Annotated in this window: 21 protein-coding genes; 8 read left to right on the top strand and 13 right to left on the bottom strand. The window is 72.8% G+C overall.

What is annotated here, in order from left to right; genetic code table 11:
• Window positions 1-29 precede the first annotated feature (29 nt).
• Complete coding sequence (locus tag AC3IF1_RS02490) at window positions 30-638, bottom strand: YceI family protein (RefSeq protein WP_243968936.1); 609 nt, start codon at window positions 636-638, stop codon at window positions 30-32.
• Window positions 639-739: 101 nt separating this feature from the next.
• On the opposite strand from AC3IF1_RS02490, the gene AC3IF1_RS02485 reads away from it, so the two are divergent.
• Together AC3IF1_RS02485 and AC3IF1_RS02480 are read left to right on the top strand one after the other, a co-directional pair.
• Window positions 740-1,726, top strand: coding sequence for a LysR family transcriptional regulator (locus AC3IF1_RS02485; RefSeq protein ID WP_243968934.1), 987 nt, complete (start codon window positions 740-742; stop codon window positions 1,724-1,726).
• Between the two features lie 143 nt (window positions 1,727-1,869).
• Window positions 1,870-2,232 (top strand): cupredoxin domain-containing protein, encoded by a 363-nt coding sequence (locus AC3IF1_RS02480; RefSeq protein ID WP_243968931.1) that lies wholly within the window; start codon window positions 1,870-1,872, stop codon window positions 2,230-2,232.
• Between the two features lie 476 nt (window positions 2,233-2,708).
• Here the strand turns inward: AC3IF1_RS02480 and AC3IF1_RS02475 are convergent, their stop codons facing one another.
• Window positions 2,709-3,701 (bottom strand): hydroxyacid dehydrogenase, encoded by a 993-nt coding sequence (locus tag AC3IF1_RS02475; RefSeq protein ID WP_243968929.1) that lies wholly within the window; start codon window positions 3,699-3,701, stop codon window positions 2,709-2,711.
• 510 nt (window positions 3,702-4,211) lie between these two features.
• On the opposite strand from AC3IF1_RS02475, the gene AC3IF1_RS02470 reads away from it, so the two are divergent.
• Window positions 4,212-5,555 carry an LLM class flavin-dependent oxidoreductase gene (locus AC3IF1_RS02470; RefSeq protein WP_243968927.1) on the top strand — a complete coding sequence of 448 codons (1,344 nt, stop codon included), beginning with the start codon at window positions 4,212-4,214 and terminating at the stop codon, window positions 5,553-5,555.
• A 63-nt stretch (window positions 5,556-5,618) separates the two neighbouring features.
• Here the strand turns inward: AC3IF1_RS02470 and AC3IF1_RS02465 are convergent, their stop codons facing one another.
• From AC3IF1_RS02465 to AC3IF1_RS02450, 4 genes are all read right to left on the bottom strand, one after another.
• A complete protein-coding gene (locus tag AC3IF1_RS02465) occupies window positions 5,619-7,595 on the bottom strand; it encodes a family 2A encapsulin nanocompartment cargo protein cysteine desulfurase (RefSeq protein ID WP_489215599.1) in 1,977 nt (658 codons plus the stop codon).
• Window positions 7,582-8,973 (bottom strand): family 2B encapsulin nanocompartment shell protein, encoded by a 1,392-nt coding sequence (locus tag AC3IF1_RS02460; protein ID WP_489215597.1) that lies wholly within the window; start codon window positions 8,971-8,973, stop codon window positions 7,582-7,584. The genes AC3IF1_RS02465 and AC3IF1_RS02460 overlap by 14 nt, the downstream gene beginning before the upstream one ends.
• 422 nt (window positions 8,974-9,395) lie before the next feature.
• Entirely contained in the window at window positions 9,396-10,241 is an 846-nt protein-coding gene (gene cysE / locus AC3IF1_RS02455) for a serine O-acetyltransferase (RefSeq protein WP_489215595.1), read from the bottom strand.
• Between the two features lie 25 nt (window positions 10,242-10,266).
• The gene (locus AC3IF1_RS02450; protein WP_243968922.1) at window positions 10,267-10,473 is read right to left on the bottom strand and encodes a hypothetical protein; all 207 of its coding nucleotides are present in this window, start codon (window positions 10,471-10,473) and stop codon (window positions 10,267-10,269) included.
• Between the two features lie 291 nt (window positions 10,474-10,764).
• Between AC3IF1_RS02450 and AC3IF1_RS02445 the strand changes: the two genes are divergently transcribed.
• Complete coding sequence (locus AC3IF1_RS02445) at window positions 10,765-11,175, top strand: YeeE/YedE family protein (RefSeq protein WP_489215593.1); 411 nt, start codon at window positions 10,765-10,767, stop codon at window positions 11,173-11,175.
• A complete protein-coding gene (locus AC3IF1_RS02440) occupies window positions 11,172-11,627 on the top strand; it encodes a DUF6691 family protein (RefSeq protein ID WP_489215591.1) in 456 nt (151 codons plus the stop codon). The genes AC3IF1_RS02445 and AC3IF1_RS02440 overlap by 4 nt, the downstream gene beginning before the upstream one ends.
• 25 nt (window positions 11,628-11,652) lie before the next feature.
• Here the strand turns inward: AC3IF1_RS02440 and AC3IF1_RS02435 are convergent, their stop codons facing one another.
• From AC3IF1_RS02435 to AC3IF1_RS02425, 3 genes are read right to left on the bottom strand one after another with little or no spacing between them, the layout of a single operon-like run.
• Window positions 11,653-12,993, bottom strand: coding sequence for an LLM class flavin-dependent oxidoreductase (locus AC3IF1_RS02435; RefSeq protein WP_489215589.1), 1,341 nt, complete (start codon window positions 12,991-12,993; stop codon window positions 11,653-11,655).
• A 14-nt stretch (window positions 12,994-13,007) separates the two neighbouring features.
• Complete coding sequence (locus AC3IF1_RS02430; protein ID WP_489215587.1) at window positions 13,008-14,054, bottom strand: LLM class flavin-dependent oxidoreductase; 1,047 nt, start codon at window positions 14,052-14,054, stop codon at window positions 13,008-13,010.
• A 14-nt stretch (window positions 14,055-14,068) separates the two neighbouring features.
• Window positions 14,069-15,058 (bottom strand): ABC transporter substrate-binding protein, encoded by a 990-nt coding sequence (locus AC3IF1_RS02425; protein WP_489215585.1) that lies wholly within the window; start codon window positions 15,056-15,058, stop codon window positions 14,069-14,071.
• Between the two features lie 495 nt (window positions 15,059-15,553).
• Between AC3IF1_RS02425 and AC3IF1_RS02420 the strand changes: the two genes are divergently transcribed.
• The 3 genes from AC3IF1_RS02420 to AC3IF1_RS02410 all read left to right on the top strand — a co-directional run bounded on the left by AC3IF1_RS02420 (window position 15,554) and on the right by AC3IF1_RS02410 (window position 18,776).
• Entirely contained in the window at window positions 15,554-16,777 is a 1,224-nt protein-coding gene (locus tag AC3IF1_RS02420; protein ID WP_489215583.1) for an acyl-CoA dehydrogenase family protein, read from the top strand.
• A gap of 321 nt (window positions 16,778-17,098) precedes the next feature.
• A complete protein-coding gene (gene tssJ / locus AC3IF1_RS02415) occupies window positions 17,099-17,590 on the top strand; it encodes a type VI secretion system lipoprotein TssJ (RefSeq protein WP_489215581.1) in 492 nt (163 codons plus the stop codon).
• A gap of 127 nt (window positions 17,591-17,717) precedes the next feature.
• A complete protein-coding gene (locus AC3IF1_RS02410) occupies window positions 17,718-18,776 on the top strand; it encodes a serine/threonine-protein kinase (protein WP_489215579.1) in 1,059 nt (352 codons plus the stop codon).
• On the opposite strand, the gene AC3IF1_RS02405 is transcribed toward AC3IF1_RS02410, so the two are convergent.
• Genes AC3IF1_RS02405 through AC3IF1_RS02390 form a run of 4 tightly spaced genes read right to left on the bottom strand, consistent with a single transcriptional unit; the run spans window position 18,752 to window position 22,566 of the window.
• Window positions 18,752-19,534, bottom strand: coding sequence for a tyrosine-protein kinase family protein (locus AC3IF1_RS02405; protein ID WP_489215577.1), 783 nt, complete (start codon window positions 19,532-19,534; stop codon window positions 18,752-18,754). The genes AC3IF1_RS02410 and AC3IF1_RS02405 overlap by 25 nt on opposite strands.
• Window positions 19,535-19,547: 13 nt before the next feature.
• Entirely contained in the window at window positions 19,548-20,882 is a 1,335-nt protein-coding gene (tssK, locus tag AC3IF1_RS02400) for a type VI secretion system baseplate subunit TssK (protein WP_489215575.1), read from the bottom strand.
• On the bottom strand, window positions 20,879-21,979 hold the full coding sequence (locus AC3IF1_RS02395; protein ID WP_489215573.1) for an FHA domain-containing protein: 1,101 nt from the start codon (window positions 21,977-21,979) through the stop codon (window positions 20,879-20,881). The genes tssK and AC3IF1_RS02395 overlap by 4 nt, the downstream gene beginning before the upstream one ends.
• The gene (locus AC3IF1_RS02390; protein WP_489215571.1) at window positions 21,976-22,566 is read right to left on the bottom strand and encodes a DUF6931 family protein; all 591 of its coding nucleotides are present in this window, start codon (window positions 22,564-22,566) and stop codon (window positions 21,976-21,978) included. The genes AC3IF1_RS02395 and AC3IF1_RS02390 overlap by 4 nt, the downstream gene beginning before the upstream one ends.
• Window positions 22,567-22,568: the final 2 nt, after the last annotated feature.

The following is a 22,568-nucleotide window of genomic DNA, read 5'->3' as shown; positions in this document are numbered from 1 at the left end:
ATCTCCCGGCACGGCCCGTACCGGTCCGGTCAGTCCCGGCGCTCGAAGGCGCCCGCGATGGTGAGGTGCAGGTCGTCGCCGATTAGCGGCTCGTAGGTCGTCACCCCGAACGCGGAGCGCTTGAGCGTGCCGGTGGCGTCGAAGCCGACCGTGACCTTCTTGCTCAGCGGGTTGACGCCGGCCCCGACCAGGGTGACGTCGAGCGTCACCGGCTTGGTCACGCCGTGGAACGTGAGGTTGCCGGTCACCTTCGCCCTGTCCTTGCCCTCGGGGGCGACCTTGGTCGAGACGAAGGTGATGTCGGGGAACTTGGCCGCGTCGAGCCATTGGTCGCCCTTCAGCTCGGCGGTGAGCTTGGCGCTGGTGGTGGCCACCGAGGCGACCGGGATCCTGATCGAGAGCTTGGCGGCCGTCAGGTCCTTCGGCTGCAGGTCGAGGGTGCCGGACACGTCCGAGAAGCCGCCGGCATAGTTCGAGAAGCCCATATGGGAGACCCGCCAGCCGACCTGGGTGTGGTCGGGATCGGCCACGTAGGCGCCGGCCTGGACCTGGGCCGGATCGCGGGTCGCGGGGGTCTGGGCCAGGGCCGGGTCGGCGACGAGGAGGGCCAGAAGGCCGGAGGCGAGAAGCGACTTCACTGCAAACTCCCATGGGCGCGGCGGTACGGGCCGATTCGGCACGCCGCAGGGCTCCTGTAGCGCCGTTCACGGCCACGGTTGAGCCTGCTATCCGGAACCCCATGGTTGCGAGAACGGAAACCTTCCGGGGCGGACTCGACGACGTGCGCGCCTTCTGCGCGGTCGTCGATCTCGGCACGGTCACGGCCGCCGCGGCGAGCCTGCGGCAGACGAAGGGCAGCGTCAGCCGGCGGGTCTCCCGCCTGGAGCGGGCGCTCGGCGCCCGGCTGATGGCGCGCACCTCGCGGGCCGTCTCGCCGACCGCGGAGGGGCTCGCCTTCTACGCCAAGGCGCAGGAGAGCCTGGCGCTCCTCGACGAGGCCGCCGAGACCGTCCGCGATGCGCAGACGGTGCCGGCCGGGCACCTGCGGATCACCACCTCCATCGATTTCGGCATCGAGGTGATGCCCGAGATCGTCGCGAGCTTCCGGACCGCCTATCCGCAGATCACCGTGGAGATGCTGAACACCGACGCGCGCCTCGACCTGGCGGCCAACCGGATCGACCTCGCCCTGCGGCTCGGCGGCGCCGAGGAGACCGGCTACCACGCCGCGGTCCTGGCGACCCTGGCGGTGGGCCTCTACGCCGCCCCGGCCTACCTGCGGCGGCGGCCGGCCCCGGCGACCGTCACCGCGCTGCGCGACCACGACCTGATCCTCGCCCGCGAGCGATTCGGTGCGGCGGCGCTGGCCCTGACCGACGGCAGGGGCCGCACCGAGCCCCTGTCGGTGACCCCGGCGATCCGGGTCAGCGACTTCGCGACCGCGCACCGGCTGACCCTGGCGGGGGCCGGGATCGGCCATCTTCCCACCCTGGTCGCCGCCCGGGCGGTGGAGTCGGGCCAGCTCCAGCGCGTGCTGGCGCCCTGGGCGACCCGCGGCGCGGCCCTGCGCGCCGTCACGCTGGCCGGGCGCGTGTTGCCGGCCCGGGTCCAGGTGTTCCGCGCGCATGTGCGCGACGCGCTGGCGGCCCGCGACGGTGCGCACGAGGCTGAGGATTTAGAGGCGAATACAGTTGAAATTCAGATGGTTGCAGTAGATCGATCGTAGATATTGCCAGATCGATAAAATTCTAACGCGCTGCTTATCGATCCGGTGAGGGGCCTCGGCCACGATGCGGTGCAGCAGATCCTGGACCGCCCGGCGACCGATCCCGGTGGTCCGGGACGCGTCGAACCCGTGTGGACGCCGTCATGCCCCCTCGCAGCAGGAGCCTGCGCTCCCTTCTCCTCATCGGGACGCTCGCGCTGGTCGGGTCGGGGGCCGCGCTGGAGACGGCCCGGGCGACGCTGTCGAGCGGGGCCCGGATCGTGCTGCAGAAGGGGCGCCAGTACCTGCCCACCGACCTGTACCTGCGCCGGGGCGACACGGTCACCCTGCGCAACGGCGACGAGAGCCTGACCCACCACGCCTTCATCGAGGCGGACCGGTTCGCGTTCGATGCCGGCGACCAGGAGCCCGGCACCGAGACGCGGCTGACGCTGGCCGAGCCGGGGGATTTCGTGATCCAGTGCGGCATTCACCCGAAGATGAAGCTGACCCTCCACGTCGAGTAGGCGCCGGGTCCCGACGGGAAAACCGGGGCGTCGACGCCGCGCCGCCGGCCCCACCGCCCGCGGCACCGCGAGATCGCGCGGTTCCGTGCAGGTCGGATCCGCCGCCGCGGCCATGCCGGACAGACAACCTGCCGAAAGAAAAAAGGCCACTCCCGAAGGAGCGGCCCGAAGTCTAGGGAGGAAACGCCCAAGAAGGGCAACGGGATCGCGACGCCATCGCCATCCCGCAACGCACAGATAGGATATCGCATTGCGGCACGCAACGGTCTGAAGGCCGTTCAGGCATGCATAGGTGGCGGATCTATAGCCATAACCCATGTCTTCATCGCATGGCACTGCGGCCGTCCGCGGGATCGGCATCGGAACGTCCGGTACGCGGGCCGTGCTTCGGGCCGCGCCCTCTCCGACGGTGTCCGCTGCGGTGCAGCAGGACGGGCCGGCCGGTGTTTCGGGCCGTGGCCGTTCCGGTCCCGCGTTCATCGCGCGCCTGACGGCCCGCGCCGGTGCGGCCAGACCTCCGGATTGACCAGCCCGCCCGGCTGCCGGCCGGCCAGGACATCGACGACGCGGCCCGCGGCGGTCTCGGCGGTGCGGATCAGGGCCGCCTCGGTGGAGCCGCCGACATGGGGCGTCAGGATCGCGCGCTCCTGGCGGGCCAGGGGGTGGCCGGACGGCAGCGGCTCCTGCGCGAAGACGTCGAGCCCCGCCCCCGCGATCGTGCCGGCCTCCAGGGCCTCCACCAGGGCGGCCTCGTCGATGAGCCCGCCGCGGCTGGTGTTGATCAGGAACGCGCCCCGCTTCATCCGGGCGAGCTGGTCCCGGCCGATCAGGCCGCGGGTGCCCTGGGTCAGCGGCAGGTGCAGCGAGACGATGTCGGCCTCCGCCAGGAGGGCGTCGACCGAGGCGGTGCGCAGGGCGCCGGCCTCGGTGAAATCGGTCTCCGGGCGGCTCGGCCCGTAGGCCAGCACCCGCAGGCCCAAAGCGGCGCCGAGCCGGGCGGTCGCCTGACCGATTGCCCCGAAGCCGATCAGGCCGAGCGTCAGCCCGGCGAGCTCGATCAGCCGGGTGGTGAACTTGAAGCTGTCGTCACCCCGCCGGACCGACCGGTCGGCGGCGGGCAGGGCTTTCGCCAGGGCGAAGATCAGCGCCAGCGTCTGCTCGGCCACCGAGACGGCGTTGGCCCCGGGCGTGTTGACCACCACGATCCCCGCCTCGGTCGCCGCCGCCTTGGCCACGTGGTCGGTGCCGGTCCCGTGCACGCCGATCACCCGCAGGTCCGGCGCCGCCGCGATGGCCTGGGCCGGGAAACCGGTGTTGCGGGTGATGACGGCGACGCAGCCGGCGACGTCGCGGGCCAGGCTCTCGGCGTCGGTGCCGCCGGCCGGGCGCGGCTCCAGCCCGGCCGCGCGCAGCCGGTCGAGGCCCGCCGCGTGGATCGGCTGAACGATGAGGCAGGGACCGGTGATCACGGGAGAGGCAGCCTCTGCGGACGGGCGAGCGGGGGACGGCAAGTCGTTTGCCGCGCGCGTCTTGGGCGCTCCGCGCCGGGGTGGCAACCGGTTCGATGGCAGTGGATCTCCGAGCCGCCGCGCGCCGACGGGGCAAACCCATCCGCGGGGCGCGGGGCCGGACGCGAGAGGCCGGGAGCACCGTGATCCTCTCGGAGGGGAAGCCCGGTCCGATCCGCGCGTCTCCCTCCCCGCGGAGGGGGAGGGCGCGTGACGGTTCCGGACCGCCACACCCGTCGACCGGGCGACGATCGCAAACGCCGATAAGCAGCGCTTTCGCCGACCGAGCGCGGACGCGTTACATTCCGCCCCCCCCGATCCGGAGACGAAGGTTCTCATTCCCGGGGCCGTGCCCAGCTTGCGGTTGCGTCCCGCCGTCCAGCCTGTTTCACATCATCGAATCCGCGACAGCGGGACCACGGGGCCGGTGCGCGTCCTGCCGGTCCCGCCCGCCACGAGTGCCATCGGTCCATGAGACACGACACCCTGCGCCTCGGCGCCTTCTTCTACGCCACCGGGCACCATGTGGCCGGCTGGCGCCACCCGTCGAGCGAGGCGGATGGCGGCCTCGTGCTCGACCGCTATGTCGACTGGGCGCGCAAAGCCGAGGCGGCGAAGTTCGACCTCGTGTTCCTGGAGGACGGGACCGGCATCCGCGACGGCAACCTGCGCTCCAGCGAGCGGACGGCCCGCTCGACCCATTTCGAGCCGGTGACCCTGCTCTCGGCGCTCGCGGCCGTGACCCGCCGGATCGGGCTGGTGGCGACGACCTCCACGAGCTTCAACGAGCCCTACAACGTCGCCCGCCGCTTCGCCTCCCTCGATCACCTCAGCGGCGGCCGCGCCGGCTGGAACCTCGTGACCTCGACCACGGACGCGGAGGCCGCCAATTTCGGCGCCGACGCGATCGCCCGGCACGGCGACCGCTACGCGCGCGCGGAAGAATTCGTCGACGTCGTCCTCGGCCTGTGGAACACCTGGGACGACGGGGCGGTGATCATCGACAAGGCCTCCGGCCAGTTCTCGAAGCCGGACGGTTTTCGCCCGCTGAACCATCGCGGCACGCATTTCGAGGTGCGGGGCCCGCTCAACATCTCGCGCACGCCGCAGGGCCAGCCGGTGCTGGTCCAGGCCGGCGCCTCGGGGCCCGGCAAGGACCTCGCGGCGCGCACCGCCGAGATCGTGTTCACCGCCAACCAGACGCTCGCCGAGGCGACCGAATTCTACGGCGACCTGAAGGACCGGATGGGCCGCTTCGGGCGCGACCGCGACGACCTGAAGGTGATGCCCGGCCTCTTCCCGGTCGTGGGGCACAGCGAGGCGGAGGCGCGGGCGAAGTTCGAGGCGCTCCAGGACCTGATCGACCCGGTGGTCGGCCTCGCCCTGCTGGAGCGGATGATCGGCGGCTTCGACCTGTCGGGCTACGATCCGGACGGGCCCGTGCCGGAACTGCCCGAGGCCAACGGCGCCAAGTCCCGCCAGCAGCTGATGTTCGACCTCGCCCGTCGGGAGGGTCTGACCCTGCGCCAGCTCTACCTGCGGATCGCGGGCGCCCGGGGCCATTCGCAGATCGTCGGGACCCCCGCCCAGATCGCCGACGAGATGGAGGAGCGGTTCCGGGCGCAGGGCGCCGACGGGTTCAACATCATGCCGGCGACCCTGCCCGGCGGCCTCGACGACTTCATCGCCCTGGTGCTGCCGGAACTGCGCCGCCGGGGCCTGGTCCGCGACGATTACGCGGGGTCGACCCTGCGCGCGAATCTCGGCACCCGCCCCCCGCCCCGGAATGCGGCCCGGCCGTCGCCCGAGGCGTGACGCGGCAACCGGGATGGGACCGGCCGGTTTCCCGCCCGTGTCCCATCCCGATCGTCCGGGCCCTCAGGGCCGCGGCAGCGTGTGCAGCGCCCGGAGGAAGGTGTCGACCTCCGCGCGGGTGTTGTAGAAGGCGAGCGAGGCCCGGACCGACTGATCGACCCCGAAGCGGCGCAGGGCCGGCAGGGCGCAGTGATGGCCCGAGCGCACTGCGATGCCGTGGCAATCGAGGTGGCGGGCGACCGCCGCGTTCTCCTGGCCCGCGAGGGTGAAGGACATCACGCTCGCCTTCTCCCGCGCCGTGCCGATCAGGCGCAGGCCCTTCACCTCGGCCAAGCCCGCCTGCGCGTAGTCCAGCAGGTCGTGCTCGTAGGCGGCGATCGCCGGCAGGCCGATGCGCTCCAGGTAGTCGAGGGCCGCCCCCAGGCCGACCGCGCCCGCGATGTCCGGCGTGCCCGCCTCGAACTTCTCCGGGGCGCCCTTGTAGACCGTCCGGGTGAAGGTGACGTCCTCGATCATGTGGCCGCCGCCCTGCCAGGGCGGCATCGCTTCGAGCAGGGCGGTCTTGCCGTAGAGGGCGCCGATTCCCGTCGGCCCGAACACCTTGTGGCCGGAGAAGACCAGGAAGTCGGCGTCGAGCGCCTGCACGTCGAGGGGCATGTGCGGCGAGGATTGCGCCGCATCGACCAGCACCGGCACCCCGTAGGCGTGGGCGAGCGCGATGATCTCCCGCACCGGGTTCACCGTCCCGATGGCGTTGGCGACATGCGTCACCGAGACGATCTTGGTGCGGCCCGAGAGCAGGGCCGCGTATTGCTCGAAGATGATCTCGCCGCGATCGTTGACCGGGATCACCCGGATCGTCGCCCCGGTGGCCTGGGCGAGCAATTGCCAGGGCACGATGTTGGCGTGGTGCTCGATGGTCGAGAGGATGATCTCGTCGCCCGGGCCGATATGGGCCCGCCCGTAGGAATTGGCGACGAGGTTGATCGCCTCCGTGGTGCCGCGCAGGAAGACGATGTCGTCCTTCGAGGACGCGTTGAGGAAGCGGCGCACGGCCTCGCGGCCGCCCTCGAACAGGTCGGTGGCGCGCGCCGCCAGGGTGTGGGCGGCCCGGTGGATGTTCGAGTTGTGCCGCCCGTAGAACGCACTCGTCGCGTCGATCACGGCCTGCGGCTTGTGGGTGGTGGCGGCGTTGTCGAGCCAGACCAGCGGGTGGCCGTTGACGCTCTGGTGCAGGGCCGGGAAGTCCCGGCGGATATGCTCCACGTCGAACGGCGCCTCCACCGGGCTCGACCCCTGCGCGGTGAGCCGCGGCGGCGGGCCCGGCTGGCGGGCCGGCTCGACCCGGGGGTGCGCCGGCGCCCGGCAGGCCGGGACGCCGAGGTTCAGGAAGTAGTAGTCGCCCGCCGGCGCCTCATCCCCGCCGGCCTTCGACGGGGCGGCGGGGACGTGATGCGGGGCCAGCGCCTGCGCGAAGGCGTTGGCGCGGGGATGGTCCGCGGCGATCTGCCGGTGCAGCTCCGGACCGCCCGGGAGGAAGGCCGCCGGCGCCGGGGCGCCGGGGAAGGCGAAGTCCGGCAGGACGGGGCGCGGACTCGCCGGGTGGACCGGCGGGATCGCCGCGACATCGGCGAAGGCCGGGCTCGCAGGACGGTGTGACTGGGCGAGGTTCGGGACGGTCGGGCCGGTGAGGCCCGGCGCGCCGACCGGCGGTGCCCCGAACGACCGGGCGCCGAGGGCCGCGACGTCGGGTTGGTAGCCGTAGGGCAGTCCACCGGTCGGCGCCGAGGGGACGCCGATGGAACCGCTCGGCAGCGGCGCGCCGCCGGGACCCTGCGGCAGCCCCTCGACGCCCTGCGGCCCCGCCGGGATCGTCGGCGCGAAGGGCCGGCTCGCCGCCTGCCCCGGCCCGTAGATCTCGCGGGCGAGCCGCCCGACGAGATCCGCGTGGGCGAACTCGGGATGGGCGAACTCGGGATGGGCGAACTCGGCCGGGTTCGCCGCGGGCGTTCCGAAGGCCGGCGCCTCACGCGTAGTCATGGTAATTGCCGAGCAGGACGTTATCGAGGCGGGCGATCGCGTCCTCGACCAGCACGGCGGCCGAGAAGTAGCGGGTCACGAGGTGCGAGGCGATCGAATGGTCGTTGGTGCCCATGTAGCGCACCGACAGGCCGGGCTCGATCTCGCCGGTCACCCCGGATTTCTGGAGGCCGACCACGCCCTGCTCGCCCTCGCCGACGCGCAGGAGCAGGATCGCGGTGGTCTGGGCGCCGGTCACCGGATCGATGTCGATCGGCAGCTTGTCGCTCGGCACCAGCGGCACGCCCCGCCAGGTGATGAACGGCGCGCCGAACAGGTGCACCACCACCGGCGGCACGCCCCGGCGGGTCGCCTCCCGGCCGAAGGCCGCGATGGCGCGCGGGTGCGCCACGAAGAAGGCGGGCTTCTTCCAGACCAGGGTCAGCAGCTCGTCGAGATCGTCCGGGGTCGGCGGGCCGCCGCGGGTCGGGATGCGCTGGCGCGGGCCGACCTCGCCCAGCAGGCCGAACTGCGAATTGTTCAGGAGCTCCCACTCCTCGCGCTCCTTCACCGCGTCGACGGTGAGGCGGATCTGCTCGCGGAGCTGGTCGATCTCGTTGGAGTAGAGGTCGGTGACGCGGGTATGGGTGTTGAGGATCGTCTGGATGGTCGAGAGGTGGTACTCGCGCGGATCGACCTCGTAATCCACGAAGGTCGTCGGCAGGCGCGGCTCGCCGGCATGCACCGCCAGGAGCTCGATGCCCTGCTCGCCGTAGGCATTGGAGTGGCCCTTCAGCCGGTCGCGCTCCTCCCGGTCCTGACCGATCCGGGTGCGGATCGCCTCGTCCTCGATCGCGGCGCGGTCGAGGGTTAGCAGGGTCACCGCCGAGAGCGCCTTCACCGCCGGAGCGGGCGCGGCCTCGTCCGCGAGGTCGCCGTCGCCGAAATAGTCGCCCTTCGTGGCGAGCCCCTGGCGCAGGCGGCCCTTGTAGGGGCCGGAGAGGGTCAGTTCGACGGTGCCGTCGGCGACCACGACGAGGCTGCGCTCGGCCGCGCCTTCCTCGCGGATGACCTCGCCGGCCTGGTGCCGGCTCTCGGTGAACTTGCCCGCGAGCGTGGCGAGCTCGCCGTCGCCGAGCCGGCTGAACAGCGGCACCGCGCGCAGGGAGGCGGCCCGGATCGCCCGGCCCTCGGCCTCGGCGGCGAACTCGACCCGGCCGGGGCGCGCCAGCACCACGGCGCGGCGGTTGACCCGGTAGACGCCGCCGGCAACGTCGACGAACGGCAGGAGCCGCAGGAGCCAGCGCGGGGTGTTGGCCGCGTTCTGGACCGATGTGACGGTGGCGGTCGCTAGATTGCGTGCCGCCGTCGCGCTGACGCTCAAACCCGGTCCGCTCATCGGTCATCGTCTCCCAAGCCAAGATTTCGGGCACGCCGCATCCACCCGCGCCACGGCGGGCTGTCCCGCGGCCATGGCGGGTGCGGCGCAAGTGTTCACAAGATCGGATCGGCCATTATCGCCGGGTCCGGTCGCATCGGATCAAGTTTTTTCGCGGTGATCCACGATCAGGAGCCGCGACCGTGCCGGACTCGATTGCGAGTCCCTTCGGCACGATCTGAGTAAGCTTGGCGTCCGGCCTCGGTCAATAAAAAGATCTTCTCTTTATCTTGATGTCAAAGAAGACCGTGTCGCCGTGCTGACCATCCGTAGAACAAGATGATGCGCACGGCCGCCGCACGGAGAAGATCGTTCCCCGAGCCCGGACCCAGGCGGGCGCCGGTCGACGGCATTGTTTTGAAGGACGGATTTTTCAGCCCGGCCTAGATCCCGTCGCCGTGCCCGAAGGACTGGTCCATGCTCTGCGCCGGCTCCTCCTCCGGGCGCAGGCGCGAGACGACCCGGGCGGGCACGCCCGCCACGGTGGTGTGCGGGGGCACGTCGGACAGGACCACCGCGGCGGCGGCGACCTTGGCGCCCTCGCCGACGCGGACGTTGCCGAGCACCTTGGCGCCGACGCTGAGCAGCACGCCGCGCTCGATCTTGGGATGGCGGTCGCCGCTCTGCTTGCCGTTGCCGCCCAGCGTCACGGACTGGAGGATCGACACGTCGTCGGCCACCACCGTGGTCTCGCCGATCACCACCCCGGTGGCGTGGTCGATGAACACCCCCGAGCCGATTCGCGCGGCCGGGTGGATGTCGCAGCCGAACACCTCGGAGATCCGGCTCTGGACGTGCAGCGCCAGGGTCGCCCGCCCCCGGTGCCACAGCCAGTGGCCGGCCCGGTAGGCCTCGAGCGCCGCGAAGCCCTTGTAGAACAGGAAGGGGTCCAGATAGCGCCGGCAGGTCGGGTCGCGCTCGCGGATGGCGACGAGGTCGCGCACGGCGTGGGCGCCCGCCTTCGGATCCGCCTCGAAGGCGGAGAGGCAGAGGTCGCGCATCGACAGGCGGGCGAGGTCGCCGTCGCCGAGCCGGTGGGCGAGGCGGTAGGCCAGCGCCTGGGCGAGGCTGCGCTGGTCGAGGATCGTCGCCTGGATGATGCCGGCGTAGAGCGGCTCCTCGATCAGGGCGGCTTCGGCCTCGGCCCGCAGATCCGTCCAGACCTCGTCCTCCGCGGTGCTGCGGCTGAGGGCGCGCAGGGGCGGTTGAAGGGTGGCGAGGGCCGTCATGGCCGGCGTGTCCGCGGGATCGCCATCACTGCACCCGCCGGAACAGGTCCGGCAGGTAATGCCGCAGCGTCTCGTGGCCCTCGAACTTCACGTCGATCGTGGCCGGCCGGCCGCCCCGGCCGTGGATGTCGACGATTCGCCCCCGGGCGTTGCGCCAGATCCCGAGGGCCTCGGCGAGGTCGAGCCGTTCGAACACCACCTGATCGCCCCGCCTGATCGTTGCCGAACCCATCGCGTCCTCCTCATGGCGCGGGCCGATTCCGCCGGCCCGATTCCGCGCTCCGGACCCGCTGTGCCGGGCCGGCGCCCCATCCCGGGAAAGCCCTTCTGCCGCCCCCGGAACGGGAGAGAACGTTTGGTTCGCGGCGGGCCCGGAAAGGAGCATGTTTTTCACTAAGCCATTGACGTAGCTTAATAATTATAGACGGGGCGGCGTTTGGCAAGGCTTGTCCCCGCCGGCCGCCGGCGATATCCCGGTCGCGGTTAGCCCGGCGCCGGGGCCGTTGCAGCGGGGACACCATCGATGGACGCGTATCTTCAGGCCCTCGGGGGCGGCCTGCTGATCGGCCTGTCCGCGGCGACGCTGCTGCTGCTCAACGGCCGCATCGCCGGCATCAGCGGGCTCGTCGCCGGGCTCGGCAGGCCCGGGGCGCGGCGGCGCGCCGATGCCGCCTTCCTGCTCGGTCTCGTCCTCGGGCCGCCGCTCTTCACGGCGCTGGCCGGGCACGGGCCCCGGATGCGGATCGAGGCGGGGCTGCCGGTCCTGGCGCTGGCCGGGCTGCTCGTCGGCTTCGGCACGCGGCTCGGCTCCGGCTGCACCTCGGGCCACGGGGTCTGCGGGCTCGCCCGGCTCTCGCCACGCTCGATCGTCGCGGTTTTGGTGTTCCTCGCCACCGGCATGCTGACGGTGGCCCTGGTCCGGGTGGCGTCGTGACCGGCTCGGCGCGCGTCCTCGCGGCGCTGACCGCGGGGCTCCTCTTCGGGCTCGGCCTCAGCCTGTCGGGGATGCTCGATCCGGCCCGCGTGCGCGGCTTCCTCGACGTCGCCGGGGCCTGGGACCCGAGCCTCGTCTTCGTCCTCGGCGGGGCCGTGACGGTGTCGGGCCTCGGCTACGCCCTGTCCCGCCGGTTCGGCCACCCGGTCCTGGCCGACAGGTTCGACCTGCCGCAGCGGCGGCGGATCGATGCCCCTCTGGTGCTCGGCGCGGCCCTGTTCGGGATCGGCTGGGGCCTGTCGGGCTTCTGCCCCGGGCCGGCGGTGGCGGCGCTCTCCACCGGCGCGCGGCCGGTTCTCGTCTTCGTCGCCGCCCTGCTGGTCGGCATGGCGGCCCACGACCTTCTGCGCAACCGCGAAGGCGCCGGGACCGAAGCGCCCGCGGAGCCTTGAAGGCTCACCGGCCCCGGGGCCGGCCTCAGGCGGAGCGCGAGGCCCGCGGCGGGGCGGCGTAGCGGCTGGGGGGCCGCGCCAGGCCGAGATGGTCGCGCAGGGTGGCACCCGCATAGGCGCGCCGGAACAGGCCGCGCCGCTGGAGGAGCGGCACGACCGCGTCCACGAAGGTCTCCAGCCCGTCCGGGAGCACGTCCGGCATCAGGTTGAAGCCGTCCGCGGCCCCGGCCCGGAACCAGGCTTCGATGTCGTCGGCGATCGCCTCCGGGGTGCCCGCGACGATCCGGTGGCCGACCCCGCCGCCCAGCGCCCGCAGGAGCTGGCGCACCGTCAGCCCGTCCCGGCGGGCGAGGGCGACCGTGCCCAGGAACATCGTGTGGTTGGCGTCCGGCGGCAGGGGCAGCGGGTCCGGCAGCGGCTTGTCGAAGTCGAGGCGGGCGGGGTCGATCCGCAGCGTCCCGGCGAGGCGGGCGAGGCTGTAGTCCAGCGGGACGAGGTCCCAGAGTTCGTCCTGACGGCGGCGCGCCTCGGCCTCGGTGGAGCCGATCACCGTGGCGAGGCCCGGCAGGATGACCAGGGCGTCCGGCCCGCGCCCGTAACGCGCCGCCCGCGCCCGCAGGTCCCGGGCATAGGCCACCCCGTCGTCGATGGTCTGGGCCAGGGAGAACACCGCGTCGGCGGTGGCGGCGGCGAGCTCGCGCCCGTCCTCGGAGCCGCCGGCCTGGAAGGTCACCGGACGGCCCTGCGGCCCCCGCGGCACCGTGAGCGGCCCCGCCACGGAATAGTACGCGCCGCGATGGTCGACCGCGTGGACCTTGCCCGTGTCGACGAACCGCCCGCTCGCCTTGTCGCCCAGGAAGGCGTCGTCCTCCCAACTGTCCCACAGGGCGTGGACCACGTCTGTGAATTCCCGGGCCCGGGCGTAGCGCCCCCCGTGCTCGGCGGCGCCCACGAAGCCGAAATTGCGCCCGGCGGCGGCATCGGCGGTGGTCACCACGTTCCAGCCGGCCCGGCCGCGGCTGACGAGGTCGAGGGTCGCGAACCGGCGGGCCAGGTTGTAGGGCTCGTTGTAGGTGGTCGAGGCGGTGGCGATCAGGCCGATATGGCGCGTCACCGCCGCCACGCTGGCCAGCACGACCGTCGGTTCGAGGGCGTTGAACGGCCGGTAGTCGATCCGGTCGTTGATCGCCGGGGTGTCGGCCAGGAAGATCGCGTCGAGCTTGCCGCGCTCGGCGACGCGGGCGACGCGCACGACATGGTCGATGTCGATGAACGCGTCCGGCCGGCTGTCCGGCAGCCGCCACGCCGACGGGTAGACCCCGGAATGCAGCAGGTTGACGTTGAGATGCAGGGTGCGGCTGCTCATCGAACGCCTCCGGATCAGCGCACGCGCGGCACGATCTGCGCGGCGAAGCGGCGCATCTCGGCCTCGAACGGCTGGAACTGCAGCATGAACAGGTCGATGCCGGCCGCGTGGAAGGCGCGGATCCGCGCCGCCACGGTGTCGTAGCTGCCGACCAATCCGGCCGCGGTGCCGCCGTTGGTGCCGACATGCCGGGCGGCCGCCGCGTCGGTCTTAGCGAACATCACGCTGGCCTGGTCGGTGCGGGCGCGGGTGTCGGCGCGCAGGTCCGCGTCCCGCCGCGCCAGGGCGAGCAGCCGGGCGTGCTCCCCGTGCGCCTCCGCGTCGGTGGCGCGGGCGATCACGAAGGCCGAGAGACCGTAGCGCAGCGGGCCGTGGGCGGCGGGGCGACGGGACACGTCGGCGATCAGGGCGGCGACGTCCTCCAGCGGCTGGCCGTTGATGAACCAGACATCGGCATGGTCGGCGGCCAGCGCCCGGGCCGGCTCCGACTCGCCGCCGAGATAGATCCTCGGCCGCGGCCGGAACGTGCCGGCGGGGCGGAGCCGGTACTCCGCGACCTGGAAATGCGCCCCCGCGACGGTCACGGTCTCCCCGCGCATCAGCCGTTCCACGAGGGCGATCCATTCCCGGCCGTAGGCGTAGCGGTCGTCATGCGCCGGGAAGGGCAGGCCGGCCTGCTCGAACTCGGCCCGGTTCCAGGCATTCACGAGGTTCAGGGCGAAGCGGCCGCCGCTGATATGCTCGATCTGGAGCGCCATCTTGGCCAGTACCACCGGGTGGTAGAGCCCCGGCTTGATCGCCGCGATGATCTCGATGCGCCGGGTCAGCGCCGCCAGCGCCGCCGCCCCCGTCCAGGCCTCGAGCTGGTCGCGCTCCGGGTCGTAGGGGTTCATCGTGTGCTGGGCGACCAGCACCGAATCGAAGCCCAGGGCCTCGGCCTCCAGCACCAGGGCGCGGTTGCGCGCCCAGGTCGCGTCGTCCGGCTCGTCGGGGTCGTGATGGGCGGCCCGGGAGCCGTGGACGGCGGCCCAGATGCCGAAGCGGGGCGGTGCGGCGGCCATGGCCTCAGCCCCGCTCAACCCCGCCCCGCCGGCGGCTGCCAGATCGGGACGTCGGTGGCGTCGATCCGGCGTGGGATCAGCTTGGCCTCGTAGAACACGTCGGCGATGGCCTGCTGCTCGCCGAGCTGGCCGCGCTCCACCGGCTCGACCGCGTAGGTCCGGCGGCTGTTGGCGGCGGCCACGACCGCGGGGGGCAGGTCGCCCCAGATCGGGGCCAGCAGCGCCACGGCCTCCTCCGGGTTCGCCTTCACCCAGGCCCCGGCCTCCACGAGGGCGCGATACACGGTCGCCACCACCTCCGGCTGCGCGGCGACGAAGCTGTCGTTGACCAGGTAGTAGCGGTGGTAGCTGGTCAGGCCGCTGCCGTCGGCGATGACCCGCACCGGGCGCTTGGCCTCGGCGAAGGCCAGGAACGGGTCCCAGATCGACCACGCGTCCAGGCTGCCCTGCTCGAAGGCGGCCGCGCCCTCCGGCGCCTGGAGATAGGCCGGCTTGATGTCGGCGAAGGTCAGCCCGGCGCGCTTCAGGGCGGCGGCGAGCACGTAGTGGCTGCCCGAGCCCCGGGACACGCCGACCGTGCGGCCCTTCAGATCCGCGACGGTGCGGACCGGCGACTCGGCCGGCACGATGATCGCCTCCGCGGCCGGCGCCCCGCGCTCGCGGGCGTAGAAGGTCAGGGGCGCCCGGGCGGCCTGCGTGAAGATCGGCACCGCGTCGGCGACATCGGCGTGGATGTCGACCGCGCCCGCCGTCATGGGCTCGAGCACGCTGGTGAACAGGTGCCAGGTCGGGGCGAAGCCGAGCGGGGCGAGGCGCTCGGCGAGGGTGCCCTTCACCTTCAGCACGGTGAACAGCACCGACGAGCGCTGCATGCTGATCGTCACCGTGCGCGGGGCCGCGCGCACGGCCGGCGCGCCGAGCGCCACGGCGGCGGCCCCGCCGAGGCCTGCCCGCAGGAGGCTGCGGCGGCTCGGGGCCGTCCGGCCCACGCTATCGTCGATCATCGCGCTCTCCGGATCGTGCGGCCGGCCCGACGGCCGGCCGTCGGCGCGGCGACGGTCCTTCAAGGACTCGCGCCGCCTGTCATCGCGGTCTCTATTGAAGGCCAAAGTCGATCGCGGGATCAAGGAAACGGTCTTCCGATCTCGCCGACCCGCGTGAAAGTCCATTCTTCGCAGCGGCGCGATATCGGGGATCCTGTTCCTGTCTCTCCGGCGCGGAGCGGCCCGCACCGCCGCCGCGCGCGCCCACCGTTCCGATGCGCGGCCGGGCGGCGCGGGGTATGGACCGGGTGCAGGCGGCATCGCGCGGGTTTCGGCGCGAAATGGTCTTTCGCGTCGGGCCTGTCTCGCGGGATGAACCTGTTCTCGTTGCGGCTTCTTCGAAACGAGACTTCCAAAGGATCGGAGATCTCGCCGTTTCGGCTTGAGATCAGGGTACAACTCCTCGATTCCAGGCGATGCCCTCGGGGCGATGGCCGGGATCGGGGATTCGAAACCATGTCGCAGGTGGATGCGGGCTGGGGCGCGGGCCCGAGCGAACGCTACGAGGCTCTGGCGGATCGCTTCCGCCCGGTCTTCGCCGAGATCCGCGCCACGGCGGTCGCGCGGGACCGCACCCGCGGCCTGCCCCATGCCGAGATCGGCTGGCTGCGCGAGGCCACTTTCACCACCCTGCGCCTCGCACCCGACGAGGGCGGCCACGGCGCCAGCCTGCCCGAGCTGTTCGCGCTGCTGATCGAGCTGTCCCAGGCCGATTCCAACGTCACCAATGCGCTGCGCGCGCATTTCGGCTTCACCGAGGACGCGCTCTGCGCATCGTCGGCCGAATGGCGCGCCCAGTGGATCGCTCGGATCGGCGCCGGCGCGACGATCGGCAGCGGCGTCTCGGAGACCGGGCCGGCCAAGGTCGGCGCCTTCGACACGGTGGTGCGCCGCCGCGACGGGGACCTGGTGGTCGAGGGCCGGAAATTCTACACCACCGGCTCATTGTTTGCCGACTACATTCACCTCTCGGCCGAGGACGAGGCGGGCGGGGCGGTGACGGCGGCGGTGCCGGTCCGGGCACCGGGCGTGACCATCGTCGACGATTGGGACGGGTTCGGGCAGGAGCTGACCGCCAGCGGCACCGCGACCTTCGAGGGCGTGGTGCTGGATCCCGCGCTGATCAAGCCCGATCCGGCCCGCTTCCCCTACGCCATGGCGTTCTTCCAGCTCGTGCATCTCGCGACGCTGGCCGGCATCGGCCGGGCGGCGGCCGAGGACGTGGCCCGGCTGGTGGCCGCGCGCACCCGGGTCTACAGCCACGGCAATGCCGGCCGCACCGCGGAGGATCCGCAGATCCTGGCGGTGGTGGGCCGGGTGCGCGGCAACGCCTACGCGGCCGGCGCGGTGGTGCTCAAGGCGGCCGAGGCGCTCCAGCGGGCCTATGCGGCCCATCGGGCCGGCGACGGAGCGGCGGCGGACCGGGCCACGACGCTCGCCGATGTCGAGGTCAACCAGGCGGTGAGCGTGGTCACCGACCTCGTGCTGGAGGCGACCACGAACCTGTTCGACGCGCTCGGCGCCTCCGCGGTGAAGGCGGATCTCGGCCTCGACCGGTACTGGCGCAACGCCCGCACCATCGCGTCCCACAACCCGCGGATCTACCGGGACCGGATCGTCGGGGCCTTCGCGGTCACAGGCGCCCCGCCGCCCCGGCAGTACCGCGTCGGATCGGCGTGAGGCGGCGGCCCGGCCGCGGTGCCGGGCGCCCTGTCCGACGTCGTTCGTCGTCAGTCACGGCGCGCCACGTGCGGCGTAAATCGAGTATAGATGCACGATGATTCTGATTTAGGTGCAATAAAATATAGCATAATCCGGCAGTCTGTCCCGTAATAATAACTTTCGATGGATGAAAATCCCCCGGGTTGTCCGGGGTCGCACGTGTTATGGTTTTTTCACGACCTTGCTGTTCTAGTGGTTGACGGTCGTCGCGTGACCGAACGACTTTGAAACGGTGGCGCCGTGACATCGAGACCCGTGTTGTCGACAGGATCGCTCGGATTGCGCAGTCCGGTCAGCCGGAGGGGGGCACTGATCGCCGGCCTGTCGACGCTCGCCGGCTGCACCACGCTGTTGCCGCCCAAGGAGACGAAGCTCACCGTGAAGATCGGGACTGCGGCGACCGTGAATCCGTCGGCCGCGGATGTGTCGTCGCCGCTGCTGTTTCGCGTCTACACCCTGCGGGCCGATACCAAGTTCCTTCAGAGCGATACCCAGTCCCTCTACGATGCGGATGCCGCCACCCTCGGCACCGATCTGCTGAGCAAGCACGAATTCCTGCTGGCGCCCTCCGCCGAGGACGGCTTCACCGCGACGGTGCCGGCCGAGGCCGCCTTCGTCGCCGTGGTGGCCGGCTTCCGGCAGCTCGACGTGGCGCAGTGGCGGGCCGCGGCGCCGATCAAGGTCGCCCAGATCAACACCGCGTTGATCTGGGCAACCGGTCTCGACATGACGCTCACCGTCCAGGCGGAGCCCAAGGCCTGGCCCCTGTGACCGCGGGGTGCCGCGACGTTCGGAGCGATGCCCCCCCGCGGGGGAGCACGCCGTCCGATCGCCGGCCGACCGCGTCGTCGCGCGTTTCGCCTCCGGCCACCTCTCCTTCGCGGACGCCGCGCGGGCGTTGAGGAGCGGGGAACCGCCGGTCCGGGCGGACGCCGCGCTGGCGGCGCTGCAGCGCGCCATCGACGGCCGCCTGCTGCCTTTTCGGCTCGCGTGCCTGCTGTACGACGCGGTCGCGGCGCCGGCCCCCGCCGCCGACCGAGGCGCGATCGCGGACCGCATCGGCGCGGCCGATCTCGACCGCCTGATCGCGCGGCTGCGGGCGCAGCTGTCCCCGCCCGGAGCCCCCGCCGGGCGGGGAGGGCCCCGCATCGGTCAGGTGTTGCGCGACCGCTTCGTCCTGGATGCCGAGATCGGGCAGGGCGGCATGGGTGCGGTCTACCGCGCCATCGATCGCCGCCGCCAGGAGCTCGACACGCTGTCGCCCTTCGTGGCGATCAAGATGCTGGCGCCCCGCTGGGCGGGGGACAGGACGGCGATGCGGGCGCTGGAGGCGGAGGCACGCCATACGCAGGCGCTGCGGCATCCCAACATCGTCGCGGTCCACGACTTCGACCGCGACGGCGCCGACGCCTTCATCGTGATGGAAAACCTCGTCGGCCACGCGCTCGACGTGATGCTGGACCGCTATCCGGGCTTCGCCGGCAGCGCGCTGGCCCGGGCGACCCTGACCCAGCTCCTGGACGGCCTGGCCGCGGCGCATGCCCGCGGCGTCATCCACGCGGACCTGAAACCCTCCAACCTGTTCATCTGCACCGACGGGGACCTGAAGATCCTGGATTTCGGCATCGCGGCGATCCTGTGGGAGGGCGGCGCCGACAGCGCGATCGGGCGGGCCATCACCCCGGCCTATGCGAGCCCCGAGCGCCTGTCCGGCCAGCCCCAGACCCTGCGCGACGATGTCTATGCCCTGGGCTGCCTGATCCATCTGTTCCTGACCGGTCGGCATCCCTTCGCCCGCCTCGACGCGCGCGAGGCGCGGCGGAGGGGGTGCGTGCCCATGCCGATCACGGGCGTGTCCGACGCCATCAACGCCCTCGTGGCGCGCGCCCTGTCCTTCGATCCGGCCGCGCGGCCCATCAACGCGTGCGAGGTTCAGGCCGGCATCCGCTTCCCGTGAGACCCGGCCGACGGCCGCCCCTCCGTGATGAGGGCCGCGATCCGGTGCAGGCCGGCGGCGAAGGCGGTCCAGGCGGGGGACTGGCCCGGGCGCGGGCTGCGGCCCGGCGGCCCGATCCCGTCGCAGCGGGGCAGGATGGCGGCGACCGGCCGGCGGCAGGACGCCGCCATCGCGTCGGCGCAGGCCTGGACGTCGAGCCCCGGCTCGGCCTGATTGCCGACGATCAGCATCCGGGCGGGTTCGAGCCGCTCCAGCAGCGTCAGGTCCAGGCCGGCGTGCCGCTGCGGCTCGGTGGGCAGCAGGACGAGCAGGCAATCGGCCAGGGCGGCGGCCAGAACGGCGTCGTCACCGAACCCCGCCGGCGCGTCGAGGATCAGCAGGTCGAGGGCCAGCACCTCCACCGCCTGGCGCAGGCCGCGGGCGAGCCGGCCGGGATCGAGTCCGTCGTTCAGCAGGCGGGCGATCTCCCCGGGGGCCGGGCTGGCCGGCAGCAGGTACAACCCGGCCCCGGCCGGCAGCGGCCCGGACAGGTCGCCCCCGAGGTCCAGGGCCGCCTCGGCGATCCCGCAGCGGTGCCAGAGGAAGTCGTTGAGGCAGGCCGTGGCGGCCACGCCGAACAGCGCGTGCAGGTCCGGCGCCCGCAGGCAGCAATCCGCGACGCCGACCCGCCGCCCGCCGCGGGCCGCCTGCACCGCGAGATGGCCGGCGAGCGTGGTCGTGCCGACGCCGCCGCGCGGGCTGTGGACGGTGACGATCACCGGCCCGGAATCCTCAGCGCCGGATCGCCCAGAGTTCCATATGCGCGTCCGGGAAGTCCCCCGACAGATGGACGGCGACGCCGCCGGAGGTGGCGAGACTCGCCCAGAGCGGACTGTCCGGCTTGAGCTCGAAATAGACCGCGCCGGAATGGTAGGGGAGCTGGCGCGGCGCCACCGCCAGCGGCTGTACCGGGATGCCGGGCAATTGCACGTTGACCAGCTCGCGGATCTGCTCCACCGGGCCGATCTTGATCAGCGCCGGCAGCGCCCGGCGGATCGTTTCCTCCGGCAGGGCCGCCTTCACCACCAGCACGAAGCCCGCGGTGGTCAGCAGGGTCTTGTCCGGGATGAGTCCGACGCGGATGCCGTATTTGCGGTCCTGCAGCGGGATCTGGATCGCCGATTGCTCGATCACGGCGCTGAGCGAGCGCCGCAGCGCCAGCATCACACCGGCGAAGACGTGCTCCAGATCCTCGTGCTGATAGGCGACGAATTCGTCCGGGCGCTTGCGCGGCGCGGTGAACGTCGCGAGGTCGCCCGCGAGGTCGAGGAAGGTGGCGTAGAGCCGCTCCGGATGCATGGTCGGCAGCCGGGCCAGATGGGCCAGCACGGGCTCGGCCCGGTTCACGACCTGGAGCAGCAGGAAGTCCGCGATCTCGGCGACGCCGTGACTCGCGGCGCCGCTCACCCGCGGCGCCAGGGCCTCGCCGCGGTGATGCAGCATCGCCAGCACCTCCCTGGCGAAGCCGGTCAGCGCGTCGGAGGCCGCCATCGCCATCACCGGCGGGATGTAATCCGGGTCGAGCCGCGCCCGCTTGTCGGCGCCGACCTCGGCGATGCGGGCGAGGCCGAGGCTGTGATAGCCGCTGCGGTCGTCGCTCCCGAGCATCAGGCTCAGCCGCAGGCTCGCGGCGCGGATACGGGCGCTCGCTTGCGAGCCGTTGATCGTGTCGACCACCTCGATGTCGCCCGCCGCGTAACGGGCCGAGGAGGCGAAGGCGCTCCCGATCTCGATCTCCGCCGCGCCGGGATGCTGCACCGGCAGGCAGAGGTAGATCACCGTCTCGGTCAGCCCGACCGGGAGATCGAGCGGGCCCGGATGCGGCAGGTCCACCGGGATGTCGAACGGCGTGCCGTCCTCGAACACGCCGCCGCACCGCTCGATCGAGACCTTGCCGAGGTCGAGCAGGGCCCGGTTGAGGGTCAGGTGGCGCAGGCCCCAGGGGAACGGGGCGAGGCCCTCGGCCCGCTGGCGCACGAGGCGCTCGGTGTAGCGGTCCTGCTGCTGGAAATGCTGCGGCCGCAGGAACATGCCCTCGGACCAGACGACCTTGCCGGTGGTGCTCATGCGTCGTGATCTCGCGGCGGCGCGGTATCGGCGCAGGCCTGCGGACCCGCCGTCCGATCCTGCGAGGCGTCTGGCGATGGCGCCCGGGACGGCACCTCGATGCGTTCCGCCGCCCGCTCGGCGATCAACGTGATGGCGCGCTGGGCCAGGGCCGGCTCGGTCGCGCGCAGGCGCCGCAAGGTCGTCTCGGGCGGACCCTGCATCAGGCCCGAATCCGGTCCGAGGAGCGCGCGCTCGATTCGCGCGAGGGCCGTGACCAGGGCGAGCACGAGGGCGTCGTCGCCGGGCAGGGCCGGCCGCGGGACGCCCGGGCTCGGCAGATCCGGCGACCGGTCGACCCAGTCGGGGGGGATCACCGGGTCCGTGCCGATCCCGGGCGGCGCCTCGAGATCCCAATCGTCGGGGATCACCGGCGGACCCGGCAGCGCGGTGGGGAAGGCCTGATGCTCGGGCTCGCTCCGGTCGCCCTGCGCCAGGCGCGACCAGGGGAGCGGGGCCGCTGCCCCGGCTGCAGGATCGAGCCGCGGTCCCTCGGCCCAGGAGAAGGGGCCGCCGTCGAGGGCGGAGGCCGCGAGGTTCAGGGACGCGAAGGACGCGGCCTCGAACGGCGCGCTTCCCCCGGTGGCCTCGGGCAGGGCGATGTCGTCGAGCAGGTTCGCCCCCCATGGCCCCGCGGGCCGGTCGTCGCGGGGCGCGCCGCCGCCGGCCGCCGGCGGGGCGGTGTCCTGCCGCGGCGGCAGGACCGCCCGGAACGCGTCGTGGGCGTCGCGGTCCTCGGCCAGGGCGACCGCGAGGGTCAGGCCCGGGAAGCGCAGGCGGTCGCCGTCGCTGAGGATGCGGCTGTTGCCCCGGCCGATCGGCTGGGCCGCATCGTTGTGGAACACGCCGTTGGCCGAGGTATCGATGACGACGTAGACGCCGCCCCGGAACGCGATGGTGCAATGGTGGCGCGACATCCGCCGCGCGGCGTCGGTGAGGATCCAGTCGTTGTCGTCCTCGCGCCCGATGCGCAGGGCGGTTCCGGTGACCGCGCGGACCCGGTCGCGCGCGGGGATGTCGTCCGGTTCGGTGACGGTCAGGCGCAGCGTCGGGGTCACGATGCGGCATCCGTGAGGCCGCTGCCGCCCCGGGCGATGTCGAAGCCGGCCTCCAGGGCCAGCCTGTGCCGGTCGGCGATGGTTCTGGCCTCCCCCGGCACGCAGCAGAACATCACCGCGGCGCCGACCGCGCTGCCGGAGAGCCCGTCCCCCGGCGGGATGTGCTGGCCCGTCTCCGGCGGCGCGAGGCTGCCGCCGGACCAGAACGCGGCGAGCGCCGCGTAGGCGCCCGCGGTCTCGAACTTCAGCCCCTCGGCATGGCCGTAGGTCGCCTGCCGGTTCGGCTCGCTGGGCTCGTAGACCCAGGCCTCCACCGCCCGCCAGGCCGCCTGCTCCGGCTCGGTCTCGGCGGCGGGCAGCCTGCGGCGCGCGGCGCAGGCCCACCAGACCGCCTCCCGGTGCGGCAGCGCGACCGCGAGGTAGCGGATCGCGTCGACCAGCAGCCCGGACGCCGTCAGGGCCGCGATATACGCCGCCGCGCCCGGGTGCGGCTCGGCGACCGCGCCGGCCTCCTCGCCGGGCGCCAGAACGGCGTGGAGTTCCTCAGTGGCGCCGAAGCGGAGCTTGGGGAAGGAGACGGACACCATGG

It is taken from the genome of Methylobacterium sp. E-012 (genome assembly GCF_057836545.1).
The sequence above is the reverse complement of the archived record's forward strand: the minus strand, read 5'-3'. Positions and strand labels throughout refer to the sequence as shown.

Bases quoted from the DNA above. Each gene is read 5' to 3' on its own strand.
- AC3IF1_RS02435 (WP_489215589.1), bottom strand. From the start codon at position 12,993: ATGAGCAGCCGCACCCTGCATCTCAACGTCAACCTGCTGCATTCCGGG.
- cysE (WP_489215595.1), bottom strand. From the start codon at position 10,241: ATGACGGCCCTCGCCACCCTTCAACCGCCCCTGCGCGCCCTCAGCCGC.
- AC3IF1_RS02390 (WP_489215571.1), bottom strand. From the start codon at position 22,566: ATGGTGTCCGTCTCCTTCCCCAAGCTCCGCTTCGGCGCCACTGAGGAA.
- AC3IF1_RS02425 (WP_489215585.1), bottom strand. From the start codon at position 15,058: ATGATCGACGATAGCGTGGGCCGGACGGCCCCGAGCCGCCGCAGCCTC.
- AC3IF1_RS02470 (WP_243968927.1), top strand. From the start codon at position 4,212: ATGAGACACGACACCCTGCGCCTCGGCGCCTTCTTCTACGCCACCGGG.
- AC3IF1_RS02445 (WP_489215593.1), top strand. From the start codon at position 10,765: ATGGACGCGTATCTTCAGGCCCTCGGGGGCGGCCTGCTGATCGGCCTG.
- AC3IF1_RS02430 (WP_489215587.1), bottom strand. From the start codon at position 14,054: ATGGCCGCCGCACCGCCCCGCTTCGGCATCTGGGCCGCCGTCCACGGC.
- tssK (WP_489215575.1), bottom strand. From the start codon at position 20,882: ATGAGCACCACCGGCAAGGTCGTCTGGTCCGAGGGCATGTTCCTGCGG.
- AC3IF1_RS02460 (WP_489215597.1), bottom strand. From the start codon at position 8,973: ATGAGCGGACCGGGTTTGAGCGTCAGCGCGACGGCGGCACGCAATCTA.
- AC3IF1_RS02450 (WP_243968922.1), bottom strand. From the start codon at position 10,473: ATGGGTTCGGCAACGATCAGGCGGGGCGATCAGGTGGTGTTCGAACGG.
- AC3IF1_RS02465 (WP_489215599.1), bottom strand. From the start codon at position 7,595: ATGACTACGCGTGAGGCGCCGGCCTTCGGAACGCCCGCGGCGAACCCG.
- AC3IF1_RS02485 (WP_243968934.1), top strand. From the start codon at position 740: ATGGTTGCGAGAACGGAAACCTTCCGGGGCGGACTCGACGACGTGCGC.
- AC3IF1_RS02480 (WP_243968931.1), top strand. From the start codon at position 1,870: ATGCCCCCTCGCAGCAGGAGCCTGCGCTCCCTTCTCCTCATCGGGACG.
- AC3IF1_RS02420 (WP_489215583.1), top strand. From the start codon at position 15,554: ATGTCGCAGGTGGATGCGGGCTGGGGCGCGGGCCCGAGCGAACGCTAC.